Origin of the sequence: Clostridium sp. AF21-20LB, from assembly GCF_003478795.1 — a bacterium.
GTDB lineage: Bacteria > Bacillota > Clostridia > Lachnospirales > Lachnospiraceae > Otoolea > Otoolea fessa.
This window is the reverse complement of sequence record NZ_QUGD01000028.1, coordinates 15,339-36,062: the sequence shown is the minus strand read 5'-3', so window position 1 is coordinate 36,062 and position 20,724 is coordinate 15,339. Positions and strand designations below refer to the sequence as shown.

Genomic DNA, 20,724 nt, shown 5'->3' with positions numbered 1-20,724 from the left:
TACTAAAAAACATGATCATGGTTTTAAAAACCGAATTTATCCAATAAATAAAAAAGATAAAAATCGGTATCGATGGAATCCATCATCATACAATCTCTAAAAGAGTTTACATAGATACATGTAATCAAAGGAGGAGATTCATATGAAAGGAAGAGGTCCATAGCACATTTAAAACAAAATATAAAAGAAAGAGAGGTTATATAGTGAAACTTCGGGATATTTCATAAAAGAGCTGTCTGATGACGAGAAAGTCGGACAGCTCTTTTTTTGTGCAATAGGAAATTCCTTGGAATTCCCCATTACACAAAAAGGCACATTCTTTGTTTTGTTTACAGAAAATCGAAGCAAGCGCGGCAGAAAGGTTGACGAATGAAGTCAAAAAGGATATTCTGGAAAATGAAAATTATGTACATTATAAAATGTAGGGAATTGTTGGAGGTATCTATCTAAAATGAATGAAAACGACATGGTCATTAAAGACGCCAGAACACTGGGACTGCCGAAGATGCTGCTTTTAGGTTTGCAGCATATGTTCGCGATGTTCGGCGCGACGATCTTGGTGCCGATTCTGGTCAATACCTATTTTGAGGGAGAGGGACTTTCAATTCAGGTAACGCTGATGTGCGCGGGTCTGGGAACACTGTTTTTCCATGCCTGCTCTAAGTTAAAAGTCCCGGCGTTCCTCGGTTCCTCATTCGCATTCCTCGGTGGATTTGCGACGGTGGCAAACTTGGACAGCGGTATTTTTGCAGATATGACGATGGGCGAGAAATTGCCATATGCCTGCGGCGGTATCGTGGTAGCGGGTGCACTGTACCTGATTCTGGCGCTGATCATCAAGCTGGCAGGCGTGGAGCGCGTCATGCACTATCTGCCGCCGGTTGTGACAGGTCCGATCATTATCTGTATCGGTCTTTCACTGGCGCCGTCCGCGATCGCCAACGCATCGACAAACTGGCTGATTGCGTTGATCGCGCTGGGAACCATCATCGTTTTTAATATCTGGGGCAAGGGAATGTTCAAGATCATTCCGATTCTGATGGGCGTTGTGATCTCCTATGCAGCGGCAGCAGTCTTCCAGATGATGGGAATGACAAACCCGGACGGAAGTGCGATCCTGAATTTCTCAGAGGTAGCGACGGCTTCCTGGGTCGGACTTCCTCCGTTCCAGCTGTGCAAATTTGACCCGACGGCGGTCATGGTAATGGCGCCGATTGCGCTTGCGACGATGATGGAACATATCGGCGATATGTCGGCGATCTCCGCGACGGTCGGAGAAAATTTCCTTGCGGATCCGGGACTGCACCGGACGCTGGTCGGCGATGGTATCGCAACATCTCTGTCGGCACTCGTTGGCGGTCCTGCCAATACGACTTACGGCGAAAATACGGGCGTCCTGGAATTAAGCCGTGTCCATGACCCGCGTGTCATCCGGATTGCAGCTGTCTTTGCTGTGATTCTGAGCTTTATTCCGAAGATGGCAGAAGTCATCGGTTCGATGCCGTCTGCAATCATCGGCGGCGTTAGTTTCATGCTATACGGTATGATCTCCGCGATCGGTGTCCGCAACGTGGTCGAAAACCAGGTGGATTTAACCAAATCCCGGAACCTGGTAATCGCTGCGGTGATTCTGGTCTGCGGGCTGGGATTCTCCGACGGCCTGACCTTTGAGGCGGCAGGAACTTCGGTTACTCTGACAGGTCTTGCGATCGCAGCGATTGCGGGCGTTCTGCTCAACGTGATTCTTCCGGGTAATGATTACCAGTTCGGCAAGAATTTACAGGGCGACATCAACCGCGGTGTGGCGATCAATCCGAATCCGAAGAAACGGCAGGAATAAAAAACATAAAAATTTTCAGTTCTAAAATTAGGACGAACCATTTCAGATGTATAATCCGCCTGCATTTCCACATACTACCCATAAGACACACGATATGGAAAACGTGGTATGCAGGAGGAAGAATCATGAAAGCTACAGGAATTGTGAGAAGAATCGATGATCTGGGGCGCGTTGTCATCCCGAAAGAGATACGCCGGACGCTGCGCCTCGGGAAGGGACGCCGCTTGAGATATTCACGGACCGCGAAGGCGAGATTATATTGAAAAAATATTCACCGATGGTGGAGCTGGCGGCATTTGCCGTGCAGTACGCGGAGGCGATGGCGCAGTCCACGGGGCTGATGGTCTGCATCGCGGACCGGGATCAGATCATCGCGGTATCCGGGGGACCAAAGAAGGAATATTACCAGAAGACGATCAGCCGGGCGCTGGAGCTGGCAGTCTCTGAACGTCAGAATATCTGTGCGGCGCGGGGAGAAAAAGCATTTATCCCGATTACCTCAGATGAGATGGAGGAGAGCAGCGCCGAGGTGATTGTGCCGATTTTGAGCGAGGGCGATGCGATCGGGGCGGTGATTCTCCTCAGCCGGGAGGCAAAGCAGGCGCTTGGAGGGGCGGAGATGAAGTTGGCGGCGACGGCAGCCGGATTTCTGGGACGTCAGATGGAAGGATAAAAAAGATAAATGAGATAAATCTGCCTGGAAACAGGCGGTGAGAGAAAAAAGAAGACGGGATCGATGGAAAACGTAAAGAGAGATAAAACTCCTGGGCGGTTGTCCATCGATCCTGTTTTTGATAGTCCTGTATTTGATAAAAACTGGTATTTGATATAACAGATATATCGAAAAACAGACGAAAGCGCAAGGGAGTTCACAGATACTCCATGATTTTTCACAGAAAAAGCACAGCAAGGCGCACGACAAACGCATGAGTAAATAAATTGTGAACACGCCCCTTTTTTTGTTAAAATTAAGAAAGAGAGGTTATATAGTGAAATTTTGAGATATTTCATAAAAGAGCTGTCTGATGACGAGAAAGTCGGACAGCTCTTCTTTATGCCTCAATGCGTTTATGTGTGCAGTGGAAAGGGTTCCGCTGTTATTTTTTTGCTTTGACACGGTCTCCGCGCTCTGGAAGCAGAAAGATACAGATTAAAGAACTGATAAACAGCATGCTTGGGTAGAACAGAAGCGGCATGACCTCAAAGGCAGACAGTTCATAGCCCAGCTCATGAACCGCCGATAATGCTACCAGCATCTGAGCACCGTAAGGCAGGATTCCCTGGGAGATACAGGAAAAGGTATCCAGAAGGGAGGCTGTCTTTCTGGCACTGATGCCATAATCTTCAGAAATTTCCTTTGCAATAGGGTTGGCCATAACGATAGCTACTGTGTTATTGGCAGTTGCGATATCCAGCAGGGTAACTAAAAGGCCGACACCAAACTGACCGCCGCGTTTTCCACGGAAGATGCGATGAATAACGTTAAGAAGAACGTCGAAGCCACCGTTTTCACGGATCAGTGCACACATAGCTGCAACTAAGATGGCAACCATACTGGTCTCAAACATGCCGGAAGTGCCGGAACCCATGTTGGTAAGCATTTCCCAGGGAGTAGTCTGGCCGGAGCCCAGCATAATGATGGCACCGGATACGATTCCGACTAACAGAACGACAAATACCTGAATACCGGCAATGCCGCCTGCTAATACCAGAAGATAGGGGATCAGCTGAATCAGGTTGTATGGTTTTATGATGGCAGCTCCCGGATCCTGATGGAAGGAAACGACCAGGATAAGTGCCAGGGAAGCGATGGCAGCCGGAAGTGCGATGCCGAAGTTCTCACGGAATTTATCCTTCATAGCACATCCCTGACCGTTGCAGGCTGCGATGGTTGTATCGGAGATGAAAGAGAGATTATCTCCAAACATGGCACCGCCGATGACAGATGCGACGCAAAGGGCCAGAGAGAAACCAGAGGTCTCAGATACGGCAGTGGCAATCGGAACAATCAGGGTGATGGTTCCAACGGAGGTTCCCATGGAAGTAGAGACAAAGCACGCTACCACAAAGAGAACAGCAACGGAAAAACGGGCCGGGATAAGAGACAGCATCAGATAAGCAACGCTTTCAGCACTGCTTCGTCCTACGACACCGACAAAGGTTCCGGCTGTCAGGAAGATGAGAAGCATGGTGATGATGTTCTTATCTCCGATGCCTTGCCCCATCAGCTCCAGTTTCCGGTCAAAGGAAAGAGAATGGTTCTGGAAACAGGCCGTCAGGATCGCAAGCATAAATGCGACAACAATCGGAATGTTGTAAAAGCCCATCGGGATCTTCATGATATATTCTGACCAGATTCCTAGCCCCAGATAAAAGATCAGAAATACAGCGATAGGCAGAAGGGAAGATAGTTTTTGCTTTTTCATAATAATTTTCAGCCTTTCTATATGTTTGCCGTAATAGGCCGGATATTTGCAGCTGGCTGCAGGAAATGCAGACAGCAGCGTGGTTTTGGCACTATAAGGCGTTGAAGTACATTATTTGATCTTACCATAAGAATGGGGTTCAGGCAAGTAAAGAAGACAGTGTAACTGTAACGAAAAGGTTGACGAAAGCCTGTAAAAACGATATTCTGAAAGATGGAGAAAAGCATGCAAAAAAGATAGAAAACATGATCGGAAATGTGATAAAAGCACAAGGGATTTCACAGATACTACACGGGTTTTCACCAAAAAATCACAGTGTGAAGTGCTTGCGTGTGCTTCACACTATGATTTTGGCGATGCTTCGCATTTAAAATCGGAAAAATCTGCTGCCTAAACGGCATCGTACGGAATTTTCAGTTTAGAAAATTCCTATTTGCGAGTCGTAACGATTGTCGGTTCGGAATGTGAGGAAAAGTGCAAAAAACCTTGACAAAGCAAGGAGAAATGTATATAAATGTAAAGTAAGATTTGCGGGCATGTACGAAGAAAACTAAGAGGATTCATGTGCAAAGATATAAGCTAGGAGGAATATACGATGAACAAGACAGAATTAATCGCAGTTGTAGCTGAGAAAGCAGAGCTTTCCAAGAAAGATGCAGAGAAGGCAATCAAGGCTTTCACAGATGCAGTATCCGAGGAACTGGTTAAGGGCGGAAAGATTCAGCTGGTTGGCTTTGGTACTTTTGAGGTAGCTGAGAGAGCAGCTAGAGAGGGAAGAAACCCGAAGACCGGCGAGACCATGCCGATCGCAGCTTCCAAGACTCCGAAGTTCAAAGCTGGTAAAGCATTAAAGGATATGGTAAACGCATAATTATCTCAGTCAGATATGTGTGACGGACAGCCCTTCGTGATGATACATCATGGAGGGCTTTTGATATTATGGGGATTGAGGGAAATCCGCTATGATGAAAATGCCCTGCAAGGGTTATGGAAAGGGAAGATATGAGATTAGACAAGTATTTGAAGGTATCCCGCATCATCAAGAGAAGAACCGTGGCGAATGAAGCCTGTGACAGCGGACGAGTGATGCTGAATGATAAAGTGGCAAGAGCCAGTGCAGAGGTTAAGGTTGGGGATGTGATTGAAATTGCTTTCGGCAATAAATCGGTGAAGGTCCGCGTTACAAGCGTACAGGAGACCATCCGCAAGGAAGATGCCAAAGAAATGTTTGAATACCTGTAAAAATCCAAGAGACGTCAGTAAAAGGCGCGGAGGACGAAATGCCAAGAAATATAGAGCGGGATGAAAAAGAGGCGATGCGCCGGAAAGAACAGCTGATGGAAGCTGGATTCAGGCTGTTTTCGCAATATGGGATCGAGAATGTCAGTTTACAGAGGGTGGCGGACGCTGCGGAAGTGGGCGTTGCGACCCTATATAACTATTATCAGACGAAGGTCAAGCTTGTGATAGCGATCAGCGGAAAAATCTGGGGCGATCTCTGGAAGGAGATTCTGGAAGAAAAGGGACCGGAGATATTTGAATCATTTACGGCGTATCAGTACATTGAGTTTTATACGGACCAGATCATCCGGATTTACCGGGAACGACCGGAAATGCTCCGGTTCAGTAATAACTATAAAAACTTTATCTCCCGGGAGAAAGTCAAGGGGGAAGCGCTGGCTGAACATCTGGATGTTTTGAAGCCGGCAGGAGCGCTGTATCATAAGTTCTATGAGCAGGCGAGGAGCGATAAAAGCATCCGGACCGATATCCCGGAGCAGCAGTTATTTACAAGCGTTGCGATTGCGATGCTGGCGGTGGCTGAGCGCTATGCACAGGGAATTGTGTGGGCGGACGATCACAAGGAAGACCACACGCAGGAACTGGAATTTTTAAAAGGAATGCTCCTGACATGGTGCAGAACCCCGGAGAACCTGGGAAAACAATGATATAAAGAAGGGAAATAAAAAAAGAAGTCAAGAGAATGAGATGCCCCCTCAAAGTTAGACTTTTACGAGACGACTTCGGTCGTCTCGTTTTTCTTTATGCGCTTAAAAGAACAGATTCTGTCTTGAATTTGTGAGAGTTGATTATTATAATATAAATATAGTGACGACTCATTTGTGTATACACACTTTATGACGGATAATCAACATTTCGAGAATGAGAGGAAAAAGCGTATGAGAAGGAGAAAAAGAAGAATCCTGGCAGCAGGAATGGTGGTAGTGATAACGTGCAGTTCATATGGCTCTGTGCCTAGAGTTTATGCGAACACGAATTTTTATCAGATCAGGGAGATCGAGAGTTTATCGGAACAGGTTCTGTATCAGAAAGTTCCCTATGGCACCCGGTATCAGGATCTGGAGATGCCGGACAGCATAGACGTTTTTGTCAGCGGGGGGGGGGCAAACCGAAGATGTGCCTGACGCAGGGAGCGATGAGAATGTAGCAGCGTTTGCCAACCGCACAAATGATGATGCCGTGCTGGAAAAGACGGACAGTGAAGAGAATGGAGAAAAAGAAGATACCGAAGGAAAAGATACCGAAGGAAAAGATGCCGGAGAGAATAGCAAAGACAAAAGCGAAGGTGGAGAGGGCTTAGAGAAAGCGGAATCCGGTTCAGGTGAACAGGGAGATTCTGGGAAAGATGGAAATTCGGCGGAAAATGGGGACTCTCAGGATGAAAATGCAAATCCGGGGAACGGTGAATCCGATGAGAAAGACGATTCCGGTAAGACAGATTCCGGTTCTTCGGGTGGAAATGCAGATTTGAATGAAGATGCCGATTCTTCGAATGGAAAAACGGATGAATCGAAGGAAGATGTCAAGACGGATGAGAAAACCGAGGAAGAGATTGACGAAAAGGAAGGTTTCTGGCGAAAAGTAAGGGTGCGCTGGGTTCTGGATGAAGAAGAGAGCCAGGCATCCCGTTATGATGGGGAAAATCCGGGCATCTACCTGTTCCGTGCAGAGCTGAAAAGCAGCAATTATGAGGTAGATGAGGACGAACTTCCGGTGATCCAGATCACGGTCCTGGAAGAAGAGCAGGTGAAAACAACGCTGGAATTTGTACCGTTGGAAGAATCGATCACCGATCAGATTCTCCCGCTTGGAAGCAAAGAATCCGATATCCAGTTCCCGGAGACTCTTACCGTGCGTGAGACGATGGGAGAAGAAACCACCGAGCGGACTTTGTCGGGTATCACGTGGAAACTGGATGCAGAAAACAGCGACTATTCTGAATTTCGGGGCGGACTGGCACCGGAGGACTATTTTGACCGCTTCGATGAGGACGGTGAACCAGAAGAAACTGAAGAAAAGACCTGGGAGGCTACGATAAAGCCAATGAAGAATACAATGGGGCGATCTATACCTATATTCCGGTGATTCCGGAAAGCGAAGAGATACCGGAAGACACTGCTTTGCCGGAGATCCATGTGCAGGTGGGAGACGCGGGGATTGCGTTGTATGCAGATGAAGGAATCACGGGAAAAGGTACGAAAGAGTATCCCTATGTGATTTGTAATGTAAAACAGTGGTTTACTGTTATGGGTGAAAACCAAAAGAATCAATATAATGGAAATCAATCCTCTGGTGTAAGTAAATATATTAGATTGGGGGCTGATATCGATCTAAGCGGTGAGTCGTGGGAGTCAAGAACACTAACGGCTGGTTTAGATGGTAATGGATATGAGCTGAGTGGAATTTCGCAGCCGTTGTTTAATGTTTTGGCGGGAACTGTTAAAAATTTGATTTTGTCCAATGTGACCATTACGGGAGATGGAAAGCATGTAGGAGCGATTGCGAGAACTGTAGGTGCTGATTCGCAGATTGAAAATTGTTATATCAGTGGCAGTCTTGCTACTACAGGAAATTGTGCCGCAGGTGGATTAATTGGACAGGTTCAGTCGGGGACGCTGGAAATTCAAAATTGTATTGTTAATGCAGAGATTGAAAACAAAGATAATAATAATAGGGAGTCTTTAGCTGGAGGCTTGGTTGGTTCGGTTAAAGTGAAAAATGGCACGCAGTTGAATATTATGAACTGTATTGCAATGGGAAGTGTTTCGACAAATTCAGGTCGCGGTGCAGGTGGATTAGTTGGTGGACAAGGAAAAACAGTTACAATTAATAAGAGCGCAGCATTGCAAGAAGAGATTTCCACAAACAGTTCGCAATACTATGTAGATAGAATTTTTGGCTATTTCGGTGATTATCAAGTTCATGTAGTTGGTGGACGAAATTTCGCCTATCAGGGTATGAGGGTTAAATGTGGTGAAACCCTTCTTGATAAAGAGAATGATAAAGATAGAAAATGGCCAGAGTTGCATCGTGGCGAGAGTGTTTTCAAACCAGACCTTTTAACAACCAATTTCTGGAAAAACACGATTGGCTGGGGAAGTGATGCGGAAAACTGGGAATTTGCCGCTAATCAGCTTCCGACGCTAAAGATGCAAAGAGATAATAAAGAAGTAATTATATTCTCCGGCGCAGACATACCAGAGTATCTTGAGGCAACCGAGACAAAAACAGGCTCAGTAAAGTCTGGAGAAACCGGAATCGCAGGCGCAGAGATTACTTTTAAGAAGGGCAGCAGCGAGAAAAAGGCGACAACAGGTTCAGATGGAACCTTTAGCATAGATCTTGCCAATGGAGACTATGACGTAACGATCAAAAAGACCGGATATATTACGGTTAGGACAACAGTTACGATTTCGGATGCCGATTTAGAAGCTCTTAATTTCACCATGGAAACAAACCCGGTTTCCATGCTTTCGGGACAAACTGTGACAGGAACTTTCCAGACAACCGATGCGGACACTGTCACGGCAGATGGAAAAATTGCGCTTACGTATACCGGAAATGAAGATTTACAGGCGGGGGATTTTAAACTTTCATCCGAGGAAGATGGAACGGAGTATGACGGAGTTACAATTCTTGGAGTGGACAATACAGAAAATGAAAGCGGTATAAAGATTCAATTTGCTAAATCGCTGAATCTTGGCAATACGAATAAAATAACCTTATATGTCCATTACAAGGGAAGTTCGATTGGTTCAATTGTGCTGAAAAAAAAGGTGAATCTTGTTCAGCTTGCGGCGCCTGCGGATGTCAAATGGGATGAGACAGTAAAAGGAAAGGCCGTCTGGAGTTCGGTTGCGTATGCATCGGGCTATAAAGTACAGCTCTATAAGGATGGTTCAGCACTGGGGGTTCCGGTTACACTTGGGGCGGGTGAAACCGGTTACGATTTTACCGCCCAGATTGCAGAGAGCGGAATCTATACGTTTGGAGTCCGGGCAACGGGAGATGGTTCAACCTATGGTGACAGCGAGGAGGCGACGAGTGGAACCTATGTATTTTCCGAGCAGACCTTAGAGAATGTCAAAACAGCGGCACAGGCAGCGCTGCAGGCGATGACGGTGACAAATGGGACAACAGCGGAAGAAATTTTGCAGGTTGTACAGAACGTTATCACAAATCAAAAAATTCATGCGGACTGGTCCGCTGAAGAAGGGTTCCATCTAACACCAGCAACGGATGGCAAAGAACCGGGACAAAACGGAAGTATCACGGGAATGATTGTTTTGAGCGATACCTCTGAGGGCGCGTCAACAGAAACAATCGAAATAAATCTTCCAATCGCGGCGAAGTATGCAATTACCTTTGCATCCGGACGCCAGGATTCACAGGGAGATGCGCCGACCCTGGGAAATGCCGCAGCCGGAACTGTGATTACGCTTCCGGAGAATACCTTTAAGGTATATGGCATGAATTTTAAAGGCTGGAGTGACGGAAGTACTACATATGCCAGCGGTGCAGATTATACAATGCCAAATAGAAATGTAGCATTTAAGGCGGTATGGGTGCAGGATCAGTGGGATGGAATAACGGCTGTGGAACCGACCAAAGACGAACATGGTTATTATCAAATTAGTACAGGGGCAGAGCTTGCGTATTTTAGAGATACGAAGATTTCAAACTGGAAAGCGAAACTGATGTGCGATATTGATATGGGCGGTCACGAGTTTACTTCGATTCCTAATGCCGGAGCTGAATTTGATGGATGCGGACATATGATTCGAGGCTTGAATGCGGTCGGCGAAGTTTATGTGGGATTGTTTCGAGCAATTTCTTCGAATTGTGAAATTAAGAATCTGACCATAGAAAATGCGGTGGTTAAAGCTTCCCGCGATGGGGCGAGAGTCGGCATCCTGGTTGGTGATGTATATGGTTCTCTGACGGTAGAAAATTGTTACGTCAGTGGAACAATCGAAACTGCAGATGGAACGAATAAGATTGAATCGGCAGGTGGTTTGATTGGAAATGTAAGGGGGAAGTATAATTATTCGGTAAATATTAAGTCCTGCTATGCAGATGCTGAAATCAAGGGAACCGCCAGCAGTGGCTTTGCAGGTGGTTTGGTCGGTTGGACCGGTGGAAGTACAACAATTGACAACAGCTATGCAGTTGTGGATATGGACGTTGAAGCGGGAAATTCTATTGGCGGACTGGTAGGATGCGGAAATGACAGTAAAGTAAAGATCTCCCACAGCTACGCGGCAGGCGAAGCCCTGACAAAAAATCCCATTGGCGCATCCGTGGCAGGCATTTCCGCCAACGGTTCGATTTCCTCTTGTGTCAGCATTTTCCCGGAGATGCGATCGCTCAACCGGATTGGCGGAACAACGGGAAGCTGCCGGGATAACTACGGCTTTGCCGGCACAGTTGCGAGAAAATCAGATGGAACGATTTTGACCCCGGATCCAGATACGATGGGGGCAGACAAGCTATATGGAGCGGACGCAACGGCGGAAGACCTGAAAGATCCGGAATTTTATAAAAAGCTGGGCTGGAATTTTGATTCTACCTGGACGATGGATTCAACCGGCGAGTATGCTTTCCCGATTCTGAAAAACCAGACTTTACGTCCGGATCTGACGCTGGATCTGACACCTTCGGTTACCGGAATTACGCTGGATAAGACCAATGAGACGATTTACCCGAGAGGAAGCGTCCAGCTCACTGCGACCGTCGATGTGGCAAACGGAGCGTCCAGAGATGTGGAATGGAAAAGCAGTGATCCGGCAGTCAAGGTAGAGGACGGACGGGTAACTGCTGCGGATGTGGCAAAAGCGGGAACCTATACGATCACAGCCACCAGCGTGGCGGATCCTTCCAAGGAGGCAGTATGCAATCTGACAGTTGATACGGCGGAACACACCGTTACAGTAGAACGGGAGAATACGATAAACTCCCCGAATGCAGTCGTGAAAGCGTATGCATCCATGGATGATGCAAAAAAGGGAACAAATCCAATTTCTACGACAGGTAGTGAAACTAGTACATTTACATTTTCACAGAAAGCCGGAGAAAAAGTTTACCTTGCATTTACGGGTCTGGATCGGGATGATATCGTAAGCAAAGTAACAATTACCGATGCAAATGGTTCAAAGGTGGATGCGACTCTGTGCAATTTTGAAGATCCAACGGTATATTATTTTACAATGCCGTGCTCAAATGCTTCGGTGGAGGTTTCTTATGCAGTAAACTTAAATGCAACCCAGTATACCTGGTTCGTAGGACAGGAATGGGGTACCTGGGGAACGACGGCAGCCTTTGAAACCAAAGAGTGGAGTGGAGGGGATCATATTGGCTCTCTGGAAGTAACAAAGATTATCAATGGCAAGCTGTTTAAAGAATTTAATATAAAATCAATGTCGCTGTATAAGAAAGGTTCAGTTACACCGAAAAAGGTAAATAGTAGAGCAGAACTTAAAAAGAACGGCGATTATTACATCGAAAAAGATAATACAACCGGTCTCCCGACTCTCTATGTATACTTAGAGAAACCGGGTATGGTAGTTGTGGATATCGAGGTTAAGGATGATCCAAATGCAGTATTTTCAATTACGAAGAAGCCGGAAAGCAATTCTTATTATAAGCTGGACAAGATTACAGCAAACGCCGGGGAGCAGGTAACGGCGACCTTGACAGATGAAGGTGTCAGACGGATGAAGGAGAATCCGAACAAGAATGCCTGCCTTACATACAGCGGTGGTTTACTTGTAGTTATTTACCCGCCGAAATTTACCGAATCCGGCGGCAAATGGACAGCATCCTTTCAGATGCCGGCGCAGAATATTGAGACACATGTGTATTTTGGGGACAAAGATAAGGTTACACTGAATGGTACGGATAAAGAGGTTGATTACGATGGTACGCCGAAGTCTGTTGGGGATGAAATTCAGGCAACGATAGGTGGACAGGATCTTTCGGAACAGTTTCAGGGCCAGTATGAGGTGTACTATAAAGGTGTGAACGGAACCGTTTATTCCAGCACGACACCGCCGACCAATGCGGGAACGTATTCCTGTAAGATTAAGATCCCGGACAGCAACGTAAGTTATATGAGTGATCCGATTACAGTGCGCCTGACGATCAAAAAAATAGCAACAAAGACCCCGAAAGCACCGCAGGCAGCAGCGTGGACAGACACCAGCGTGACCCTGGAAGCACCGTCTGCATTTGTGGATGGAACCGCGATTCCAGCGGGATACGAACTGGAATACTGCGTGGATCAGGGAGAATGGCAGGATTCACCGGTATTTACCGGGCTGACACCGGAAACGACTTACAATTTCTATGTGAGACTCAAAGAAGGCGTCAATACAACGGCATCTGCAGCCAGCGAGGCGGTCGCGGTCCAGACAAAGAAAGCATCGTCTGACCCGTCCAATCCGACGAAACCCAACCCGTCGAACCCGAATCCATCGACCCCAGGCAATCCGCAGGGAACGACCACTTCCAGCCGCGACAGAAGTACCAGCACATGGGTAAAAGAGAGTGCCGGATGGCGCTACCGCCTGTCAAATGGCACGTATCTGTCCGGAAGCCTGGTTCTGGATCCGGCGACTGGCAGGCAGGTTGAACAGGTTGTGTGGAAACAGCTCCGGGGCGCATGGTGGGCGTTTGGAGCCGACGGATATATCCGGACGGGCTGGGTCTATGATTACAGCGCGGGCGAATGGTACTATGTGGATGAAAACACAGGCATGCGGACGGGCTGGTATCTGGATCCGCAGGACGGCAGATGGTATTATCTGGATCCGGCAACAGGAGAGATGCTGACGGAGTGGCAGCTGATTCCGGATTTAGGATATGTATACTTAAATCCGTATGCACCGCAGCCGACCTGGGCGTATGATGAAACATTAAAAACCTGGGTTTACATGGAGGGCGCAGGGCGTCCATACGGCTCCCTTTATATGGCTGAGTGGACACCGGACGGCTATTATGTAAATGCAGACGGTGTCTGGGAACCGGCCAGATAATCATTCATAAACCTGAAAACCTCCCAATATATTTAACAATAGGCAGCTATAGGCTATAAGTTAGATAAATTGGGAGGTTTTTTGCATGGAAGAAAAATTGGATGCCAGACCTCACAAGCTGGAGCTTCTGAACCGGGAAAAGGGGAGTGTGACGGGGATCCAGGATGTGGTGTCATTTGATGAGAACCAGATGATTCTCGATACAAACATGGGGCTTCTGACGGTGCGTGGGAAGGCGCTGCATGTGAGCCGTCTGACGTTGGAAAAGGGCGAAGTGGATATTGAGGGCGAGTTTGAAAGCTTTTCGTATTCCTGCAACGAGTCCCACCGGAAATCGCAGGAGTCGTTCTTTGGACGGCTGTTCCGTTAGGCGGTGGCGGATGAGCGGGACGGTGAGAGGGGAAATATGGCTGCTTGGCGGCAGTGTGTGTACGGGGATCGCGCTGATGATGATGTATGACGGGCTTAGGATCTTCCGGTGGCTGGTACGGCACAGCTCATTTTGGACAGGCATGGAGGATGCGGCGTATTGGCTCTTTGCCAGCTTTGCGACGTTCCGGCTTTTGTTCGGGCAGAATGACGGAGTTCTGCGTGGCTATGCGGTGGCGGGCGTGCTCGGCGGCATGGTGTTTTATGACCGGACGGGCAGCCGTCTTTTGTTTGCGGTATTGAAAAAATGCAGCGGATGGATTAAAATGAAAAGAAGAGGCAAAAAAAGCCAGAAGACCGGAAAGAAACGTACAACAAGGGGACAGGCAGAAAACATGGAAAGGAAGTGAGATGAGAATGCGTAGACAGATGTCGGAAGGCAGACCGGGGGGAAATGTGCGGAAAAAGAAAAAGGATAATTTAAACAACCGGATGGCGCTTGTGGGCGTTACGATGGTAGTGCTGAGTCTGGCGGTTGCCGTGCACATCAAGGGCATCGATCTCAAGGAAAAGGATAGGAGTTATTCAATTCGTGAGGAAAATCTGGAGGCACAGGTTGCGAAAGAAGAAGAACGTGCCAAACAGCTTGAGGAATACCGCGTATACGTGCAGACCAAGCAGTATATCGAGAAGGTAGCGAAGGAGAAGCTGGGACTTGTAAACCGCAATGAGATCCTGCTTAAGCCGTCGAATCCGAATTAGGCTTGCAGCACATCCTAGAATGCCTGGAGTATGGCACACGGGGGAGCAGTGTTCATAGATAGGTCGGAAAATGTCGAAGTTTTCCCTGGTTTTGCTCTGTCCGTTTGACAAATATTTCTCTCCAGCCTGTATATAATGGCGTTATACAGGTTAGGAGGGATTTTTTGTGCTTAAACGGAGAACTTTACATAGAGATATGGCGGATGTCAACGTCTACACGGCAAGACGTTTAAAGAGCATGGCACTGTCGCTGGGCGGTCTGGCGCAGGCGTTTGCGGATGAGATCGGCGGGCAGGGGCATCTGACGAAGGAGGACGGGCTGGCGGCAATGCAGACGGCGGCGTCGGCGGTATGCGGCGATTGTACACGGTGCAACCTGTATTATGGCAGCCGCCGGGACGACAGTTATTATCTCTATTATCTGCTTCGGACGTTCGAGCAGAAAGGGAAAATCGACCTGGAGGACATGCCTCGCCTGTTTCATGAGATCTGTTCCCAGAGAGAGGCATATTTGCGGGAATTGAACCGGAGTCTCGGGCGGGCGACGATGAATCTGGGGTGGAAAAACCGTTTTCTGGAAAGCCGGGACGCGGTGATCGTCCAGTTCCGGGAGCTGGCGGCGATTCTGGAGGAATTTTCCAACCAGATGGAACAGGCGGCGGATGTGACGGCATCCTGGGAGGAGGTGCTTTCAGGGATACTCCGCAGAAGCCATCTGCGCGTGGACAACATGCTGGTGCTTCAATATGAAAATCAGCAGAAGGAGGCGTTTCTCACACTCCGCAGCGTCAACGGGCGATGCATGACGGCGCGGGATGTGGCGGAACTTCTGGGACGCGCGATCGCCGGAAGCCACTGGAGTGTGGCGAAAGACAGCAAAAGCCTGATCACCCGCAATGCGGCGACCTTCCGTTTTGTGGAAGAAGGTAAATACCGGATGGTGTACGGCATGGCGTGCAGCCCCAGGGAGGGTGAACCGATTTCAGGCGATACGTGTACGGTGCAGACCGGGCTTCCGGGGCAGGTGATTATGAGCCTGTCGGACGGCATGGGAAGCGGCAGAAGCGCCAGTGAGGACAGCGAGAAGGTCATTGAGCTGACCCAGCGCCTGCTGGAGACGGGATTTTCGGCACGATCGGCGCTCAAATTGGTAAATACGGTGCTTTTGCTGGCGGGCACGGAGCAGAATCCGGCAACAATCGATCTATGTTGTATCGATCTGGGGACAGGTGTGCTGGAAGCGATGAAGCTGGGCGCGGTGCCGACCTTTATTCTGGGGCGTGAGGGTGTTGAGTTTCTGGAAGCAGGCGGGCTGCCGATGGGAATTGTACAGAACGCGGAGCCGGTTCTGATGTCGCGGAAAATGTGGGACGGCGAGAAAATCATTATGATAAGCGACGGCATTCTCGAAGCGATGCCGGGGGAACACAAGGAAGAGACGTTCATGGAATTTGTATCAAACCTTTCCGGCGGCAACCCGCAGGAACTGGCAGAACAGATCCTGGCGTTTGCGTCCGGGCTTTCGGACGGGGGTGTGGTGGATGACTGCACAGTGTTGGTAGGGACGGTGCTGGAACGCGGGTAGTTACTGTTCACAGGTAGGCACTTTTGGAACCGAAAGTGCCGTAAGAAAACGTGGTGGCAGCAGGAATTTGCCGTATTTAAATGCGAAGCCACGGCAAATTCCGTTACTGGGCACGTATGCGTGAATAGTAACCGTGGGTAAACGGTAGAATCTGGCAGGTTGAGAAATAAGGGGAGATCCGTTATACTGTGAAGGTACTGAACAGTTACGAGTGGATTTATTTTTAAGAGGGATAAAAAGAAATATAAAAGAATGCAGAAACAAACAGAAATTTATATGAAACAAAATCATATGACCAGGCCGGGGGATGGCGTTCTGGTCGGTTTATCCGGGGGAGCGGATTCCGTCGGTCTTTTGCTGGTGCTCTGGAAGCTGCGGGAGACGTTTCAGATTTCCCTGCGGGCGCTCCATGTCCATCACGGGCTGCGCGGCGCGGAGGCAGATAGGGATGCGGCATTTTCACGGATGCTGTGTGAACGGCTGGAAGTTCCTTTTTATGAGTTCCGTATCGATGCGGCGAAAGAGGCGCTTGACCGGAAATGTTCCGTCGAGGAGGCGGGACGGCAGGCGCGGTACCGCCTGTATGAGGAGACGGCGCTTGCGTGGGAGGAAGAGATGTGTCCGGATTTGACATCGGAGAATGCGGGGGAAAAAGAGGCGGCAGCCGCCCGGGTTCACATCGCCACCGCCCACCATGCGGATGATAATGCGGAAACGGTTCTTTTTAACCTGTTCCGCGGAAGCGGTCTGACCGGGCTTTCCGGCATTGCTCCGGTGCGGGGGCGCATCATCCGTCCTCTTCTCTGGGCGCAGCGAAGCGAGATTCAGGCATGGCTTTTGCAGCAGGGACAGGACTGGGTGGAGGACTCGACGAACCAGGAGAGTGAATACAGCCGCAACTGGCTTCGGAATGAACTGCTTCCGGCGGTAAAAGAGCGCCTGAATGCACAGGCAGTCCGTCATATCGACCAGGCGGGCAGACGCATCCGGCAGGCAGATGCCTATCTGGAAGAGGTGGCAGAAGAATGGCTTCAAAAGCATGCACCGGACGGAAAAGCGGATGCAGGAGCGCTGGCAGAACAGGCGGAGATTGTGCAGGGTTATATCGTGCGGCGGTTGTTTTTAAAGAGCAAAATGCCGCTCCGGGACGTGACGGAGACGCATGTGCAGGCGGTGCGGGAACTTCTGCATCAGGGAACCGGAAAGAGTATTTCGCTGCCGCATGGGTTCCGGGCGGTGAATGTATATGGATTTCTTGAAGTGCGCCCGCTTAGTCATCCAGGGGAAAGAAAAGAGGTTTTGCTTCCGGGCAGCCAGGATGAGAATCTTTTGCAGATGCATATTTTCCCCTGTGAAAATGGGGATGAATTTCCGAAAAACCAGTATACGAAATGGTTTGACTATGATAAAATAAAAGGTACCTTATCGCTGAGACACCGGCAGCCGGGGGACTACCTGACACTGCCGTCCGGTGGTCGGAAAACACTGAAATCCTGGATGATTGATGAGAAAATTCCGAGACAGGAGCGGGAGCAAATCTGGCTTCTGGCGGAAGAAAAACATATCCTGTGGATAGTGGGGCACCGGATCAGCGCATATTATAAGATAACAGAACAGACAAAAACCATCCTTGAGGTGGAATTTAACGGAGGAAAAAGCAGTGGCTGATAAGATTCGTGTATTATTAACGGAAGAAGAAGTAAACAAGAAGATCAGTGAGGTGGCAGCACAGATCAACAAAGATTATGAGGGAAAGGAAGTCCACCTGATCTGTATCTTAAAGGGCGGCGTATTCTTTACCTGCGAACTGGCAAAACGCCTGACTATTCCGGTTTCCCTGGATTTCATGTCCGTATCCAGCTACGGTTCCGACACCAAGTCAAGCGGTGTGGTAAAGATTATCAAGGATCTGGACGAGCCGCTGGAGGGCAAGAATGTCATCATCGTGGAGGACATCATCGATTCCGGACGCACCCTGGCATATCTGATCGAGGTATTAAAACAAAGAAATCCGAAAAATATCGAGCTGTGCACCTTGCTTGACAAGCCGGAGCGCCGTGTAAAAAAACAGGTTCAGGTTAAATATACCTGCTTTACAATCCCGGATGAGTTTGTCGTAGGTTACGGCCTGGATTACGATCAGAAATACCGCAACCTGCCGTACATCGGTGTTGTGGAAGTATAAGGAGGAAGCCAGTTGAAACAACGTCAGTCGATGGGAGGCGTGGGGCTTCTGATCCTCATGCTGCTCGTTATCATGTTTTTCTCGTTGAAAGTCCCTGGAATGGCGACGGAGCGGGAATTAAGCTATCCGGAGTTCATGGTATATCTGGAAAATAAGACCGTAGAGAGCGCACAGATCCGCCCGAACCGCGAGGTGCCGACCGGTGAGGTTGTTTTTGAGACAACCTCCGGCGACCGGGAGGAATTCAATGTGCTGGATGTGAAGGAAGTAGAGATGGCGCTGCGCAAGGCGGGGGTTCCGTACACGACCACCAGCGTCCGCCAGGATAGCTATTTTATGACGGTGATCTTGCCGATCGCTTTGTCCGCAGGCGTTCTGATCTTCCTGTTTATGTTTATCAATTCCCGTTCCGGCGGCGGGGCAAATGCCAAGATGATGAATTTTGGACGCAGCCGTGCCCGGATGGTATCGACCAGCAAGGTCAACTTTACCAAAGTTGCTGGTCTGGAAGAGGAGAAAGAGGAACTGGAGGAGATCGTAGATTTCCTGAAAAATCCGCAGAAATACACCGGCGTCGGGGCGCGCATCCCGAAGGGCGTGATCTTAGTCGGACCTCCAGGAACCGGTAAAACCCTGCTTGCCAAAGCGGTGGCGGGTGAGGCAGGCGTTCCGTTCTTCTCGATTTCTGGTTCGGATTTTGTTGAAATGTTCGTCGGTGTCGGCGCATCCCGTGTCCGCGACTTGTTTGAGGAAGCCAAGAAAAATGCCCCGTGTATTGTCTTTATCGATGAGATCGATGCGGTTGCCAGACAGCGTGGTACCGGCATGGGCGGCGGTCACGACGAGCGAGAGCAGACGCTCAACCAGCTCCTGGTTGAGATGGATGGTTTCGGAGTCAATGAGGGCATCATCGTCATGGCGGCGACGAACCGCGTGGATATTCTCGACCCGGCGATTCTGCGGCCGGGCAGATTTGACCGAAAGGTGGCAGTCGGACGACCGGACGTCAAGGGACGCGAGGAGATTCTCGGCGTTCATACGAAGGAAAAACCGCTGGGCGAGGATGTGGATTTACACCGCATCGCGCAGACAACCGCTGGATTTACCGGAGCCGATCTGGAAAATCTGATGAATGAGGCGGCGATCAATACCGCAAAAGAGGGACGTAAGTTCCTGACCCAGACGGATATTGAGAAAGCCTTTATTAAAGTGGGAATCGGTGCTGAGAAGCGCAGCAAGGTGATTTCCGAGAAAGATAAGAAGATTACCGCATACCATGAGGCGGGTCATGCGATTTTGTTCCATGTCCTCCCGGATGTGGGACCGGTTCACACCGTTTCGATCATTCCGACCGGTGTCGGTGCGGCAGGCTATACGATGCCGCTTCCGGAGCAGGATGAGCTTCATATGACGAAGGGCAGAATGCTTCAAAATATCATGGTTTCGCTGGGCGGACGAATCGCCGAGGAGATTATCTTTGACGACATCACGACCGGCGCCTCCCAGGATATCAAGCAGGCGACCTCGATGGCGCGCGCGATGGTAACCGAGTACGGTATGTCAGAAAAACTGGGCATGATCAACTACGGTGGAGACAACAACGAGGTCTTTATTGGCCGCGACCTGGCGCATACGAGAACCTACAGCGAGGAAGTGGCGAGCGAGATCGACAGCGAGGTAAAACGCATCATCAACGAATGCTATGCCAAGGCAAAACAGATCATTCTCGATCACGAGGATGTCCTTCATTCCTGCTGTGCCCTGCTGATGGAGAAAGAGAAGATCGGTCAGGCTGAGTTTGAAGCGCTGTTCCAGGATGGAGAAAAGCCGTCAGGGGAAGCTGAAACTCCGGTGACAGAAGCATAAAAAGTTCAAAGCATGAAACAGGTCTGGAAATAAGCCTGAAAAAAGGTGCCAGTCAGCTGCCAGAATGTGCGGGAGACATCCCGGACAGCCATCGGATAGATGGAAATGGCAGTGGTGGCACCTTCTTTTATGCAAATTTCAGGCGGATTTTGCTGGACATTTCGGGAGAGAGTGTTGATTTGCACAAAAAAGAAATCGAAATAAAACGATGTTTGTGCACACTTATTTCCCCTCCTATGCTATTATAATAGACGTAACCCCCCCCCAATACATTATATAGTTTTTGCTACACCCCATAAAACGAAATACCTTCTCCTAAAAAGGTCAGCTACCCCGCTGACCTTTTTTATTTCATA

15 protein-coding genes and 1 pseudogene are annotated in these 20,724 nt (G+C 49.0%); 15 read left to right on the top strand and 1 reads right to left on the bottom strand.

The window, feature by feature from the left end:
• Nucleotides 1–451 precede the first annotated feature (451 nt).
• Together DWX76_RS11970 and spoVT are read left to right on the top strand one after the other, a co-directional pair.
• Complete coding sequence (locus DWX76_RS11970) at nt 452–1,840, top strand: uracil-xanthine permease family protein (RefSeq protein ID WP_118523026.1); 1,389 nt, start codon at nt 452–454, stop codon at nt 1,838–1,840.
• Between the two features lie 125 nt (nt 1,841–1,965).
• Nucleotides 1,966–2,513 (top strand): annotated as a pseudogene (gene spoVT, locus DWX76_RS11965) (stage V sporulation protein T).
• A 424-nt stretch (nt 2,514–2,937) separates the two neighbouring features.
• Here spoVT and DWX76_RS11960 read toward each other — a convergent pair.
• Nucleotides 2,938–4,266, bottom strand: coding sequence for a Na+/H+ antiporter NhaC family protein (locus DWX76_RS11960; RefSeq protein WP_118570761.1), 1,329 nt, complete (start codon nt 4,264–4,266; stop codon nt 2,938–2,940).
• 595 nt (nt 4,267–4,861) lie between these two features.
• Here DWX76_RS11960 and DWX76_RS11955 point away from each other — a divergent pair.
• From DWX76_RS11955 to ftsH, 13 genes are all read left to right on the top strand, one after another.
• Nucleotides 4,862–5,137, top strand: a complete 276-nt coding sequence (locus tag DWX76_RS11955; protein WP_022360642.1) for an HU family DNA-binding protein — start codon at nt 4,862–4,864, stop codon at nt 5,135–5,137.
• A gap of 131 nt (nt 5,138–5,268) precedes the next feature.
• Nucleotides 5,269–5,508: an RNA-binding S4 domain-containing protein gene (locus DWX76_RS11950; RefSeq protein ID WP_022360641.1), complete on the top strand. Its 240-nt coding sequence runs from the start codon at nt 5,269–5,271 to the stop codon at nt 5,506–5,508.
• A gap of 38 nt (nt 5,509–5,546) precedes the next feature.
• Nucleotides 5,547–6,215, top strand: a complete 669-nt coding sequence (locus DWX76_RS11945; protein WP_118570760.1) for a TetR/AcrR family transcriptional regulator — start codon at nt 5,547–5,549, stop codon at nt 6,213–6,215.
• Between the two features lie 231 nt (nt 6,216–6,446).
• Nucleotides 6,447–6,692, top strand: a complete 246-nt coding sequence (locus tag DWX76_RS11940) for a hypothetical protein (RefSeq protein WP_118293767.1) — start codon at nt 6,447–6,449, stop codon at nt 6,690–6,692.
• Nucleotides 6,685–7,653: a hypothetical protein gene (locus tag DWX76_RS11935; protein ID WP_118570759.1), complete on the top strand. Its 969-nt coding sequence runs from the start codon at nt 6,685–6,687 to the stop codon at nt 7,651–7,653. The genes DWX76_RS11940 and DWX76_RS11935 overlap by 8 nt, the downstream gene beginning before the upstream one ends.
• A gap of 35 nt (nt 7,654–7,688) precedes the next feature.
• Complete coding sequence (locus DWX76_RS11930) at nt 7,689–13,601, top strand: ZmpA/ZmpB/ZmpC family metallo-endopeptidase-related protein (protein WP_147353863.1); 5,913 nt, start codon at nt 7,689–7,691, stop codon at nt 13,599–13,601.
• An 85-nt stretch (nt 13,602–13,686) separates the two neighbouring features.
• Nucleotides 13,687–13,971 (top strand): sporulation protein YabP, encoded by a 285-nt coding sequence (gene yabP / locus DWX76_RS11925; RefSeq protein ID WP_022360387.1) that lies wholly within the window; start codon nt 13,687–13,689, stop codon nt 13,969–13,971.
• A gap of 10 nt (nt 13,972–13,981) precedes the next feature.
• Nucleotides 13,982–14,380 carry a spore cortex biosynthesis protein YabQ gene (gene yabQ / locus DWX76_RS11920; RefSeq protein WP_118570757.1) on the top strand — a complete coding sequence of 133 codons (399 nt, stop codon included), beginning with the start codon at nt 13,982–13,984 and terminating at the stop codon, nt 14,378–14,380.
• Nucleotides 14,381–14,387: 7 nt separating this feature from the next.
• Nucleotides 14,388–14,732: a septum formation initiator gene (locus DWX76_RS11915; protein WP_181986250.1), complete on the top strand. Its 345-nt coding sequence runs from the start codon at nt 14,388–14,390 to the stop codon at nt 14,730–14,732.
• A gap of 166 nt (nt 14,733–14,898) precedes the next feature.
• Nucleotides 14,899–16,317 carry a SpoIIE family protein phosphatase gene (locus tag DWX76_RS11910; protein WP_107001691.1) on the top strand — a complete coding sequence of 473 codons (1,419 nt, stop codon included), beginning with the start codon at nt 14,899–14,901 and terminating at the stop codon, nt 16,315–16,317.
• 276 nt (nt 16,318–16,593) lie between these two features.
• The gene (tilS, locus tag DWX76_RS11905; protein ID WP_243022566.1) at nt 16,594–17,985 is read left to right on the top strand and encodes a tRNA lysidine(34) synthetase TilS; all 1,392 of its coding nucleotides are present in this window, start codon (nt 16,594–16,596) and stop codon (nt 17,983–17,985) included.
• Nucleotides 17,978–18,502 carry a hypoxanthine phosphoribosyltransferase gene (gene hpt / locus DWX76_RS11900; protein WP_022360393.1) on the top strand — a complete coding sequence of 175 codons (525 nt, stop codon included), beginning with the start codon at nt 17,978–17,980 and terminating at the stop codon, nt 18,500–18,502. Before tilS ends, hpt begins: the two co-directional genes overlap by 8 nt.
• A gap of 57 nt (nt 18,503–18,559) precedes the next feature.
• Nucleotides 18,560–20,368 carry an ATP-dependent zinc metalloprotease FtsH gene (gene ftsH, locus DWX76_RS11895; protein ID WP_412694065.1) on the top strand — a complete coding sequence of 603 codons (1,809 nt, stop codon included), beginning with the start codon at nt 18,560–18,562 and terminating at the stop codon, nt 20,366–20,368.
• Nucleotides 20,369–20,724: the final 356 nt, after the last annotated feature.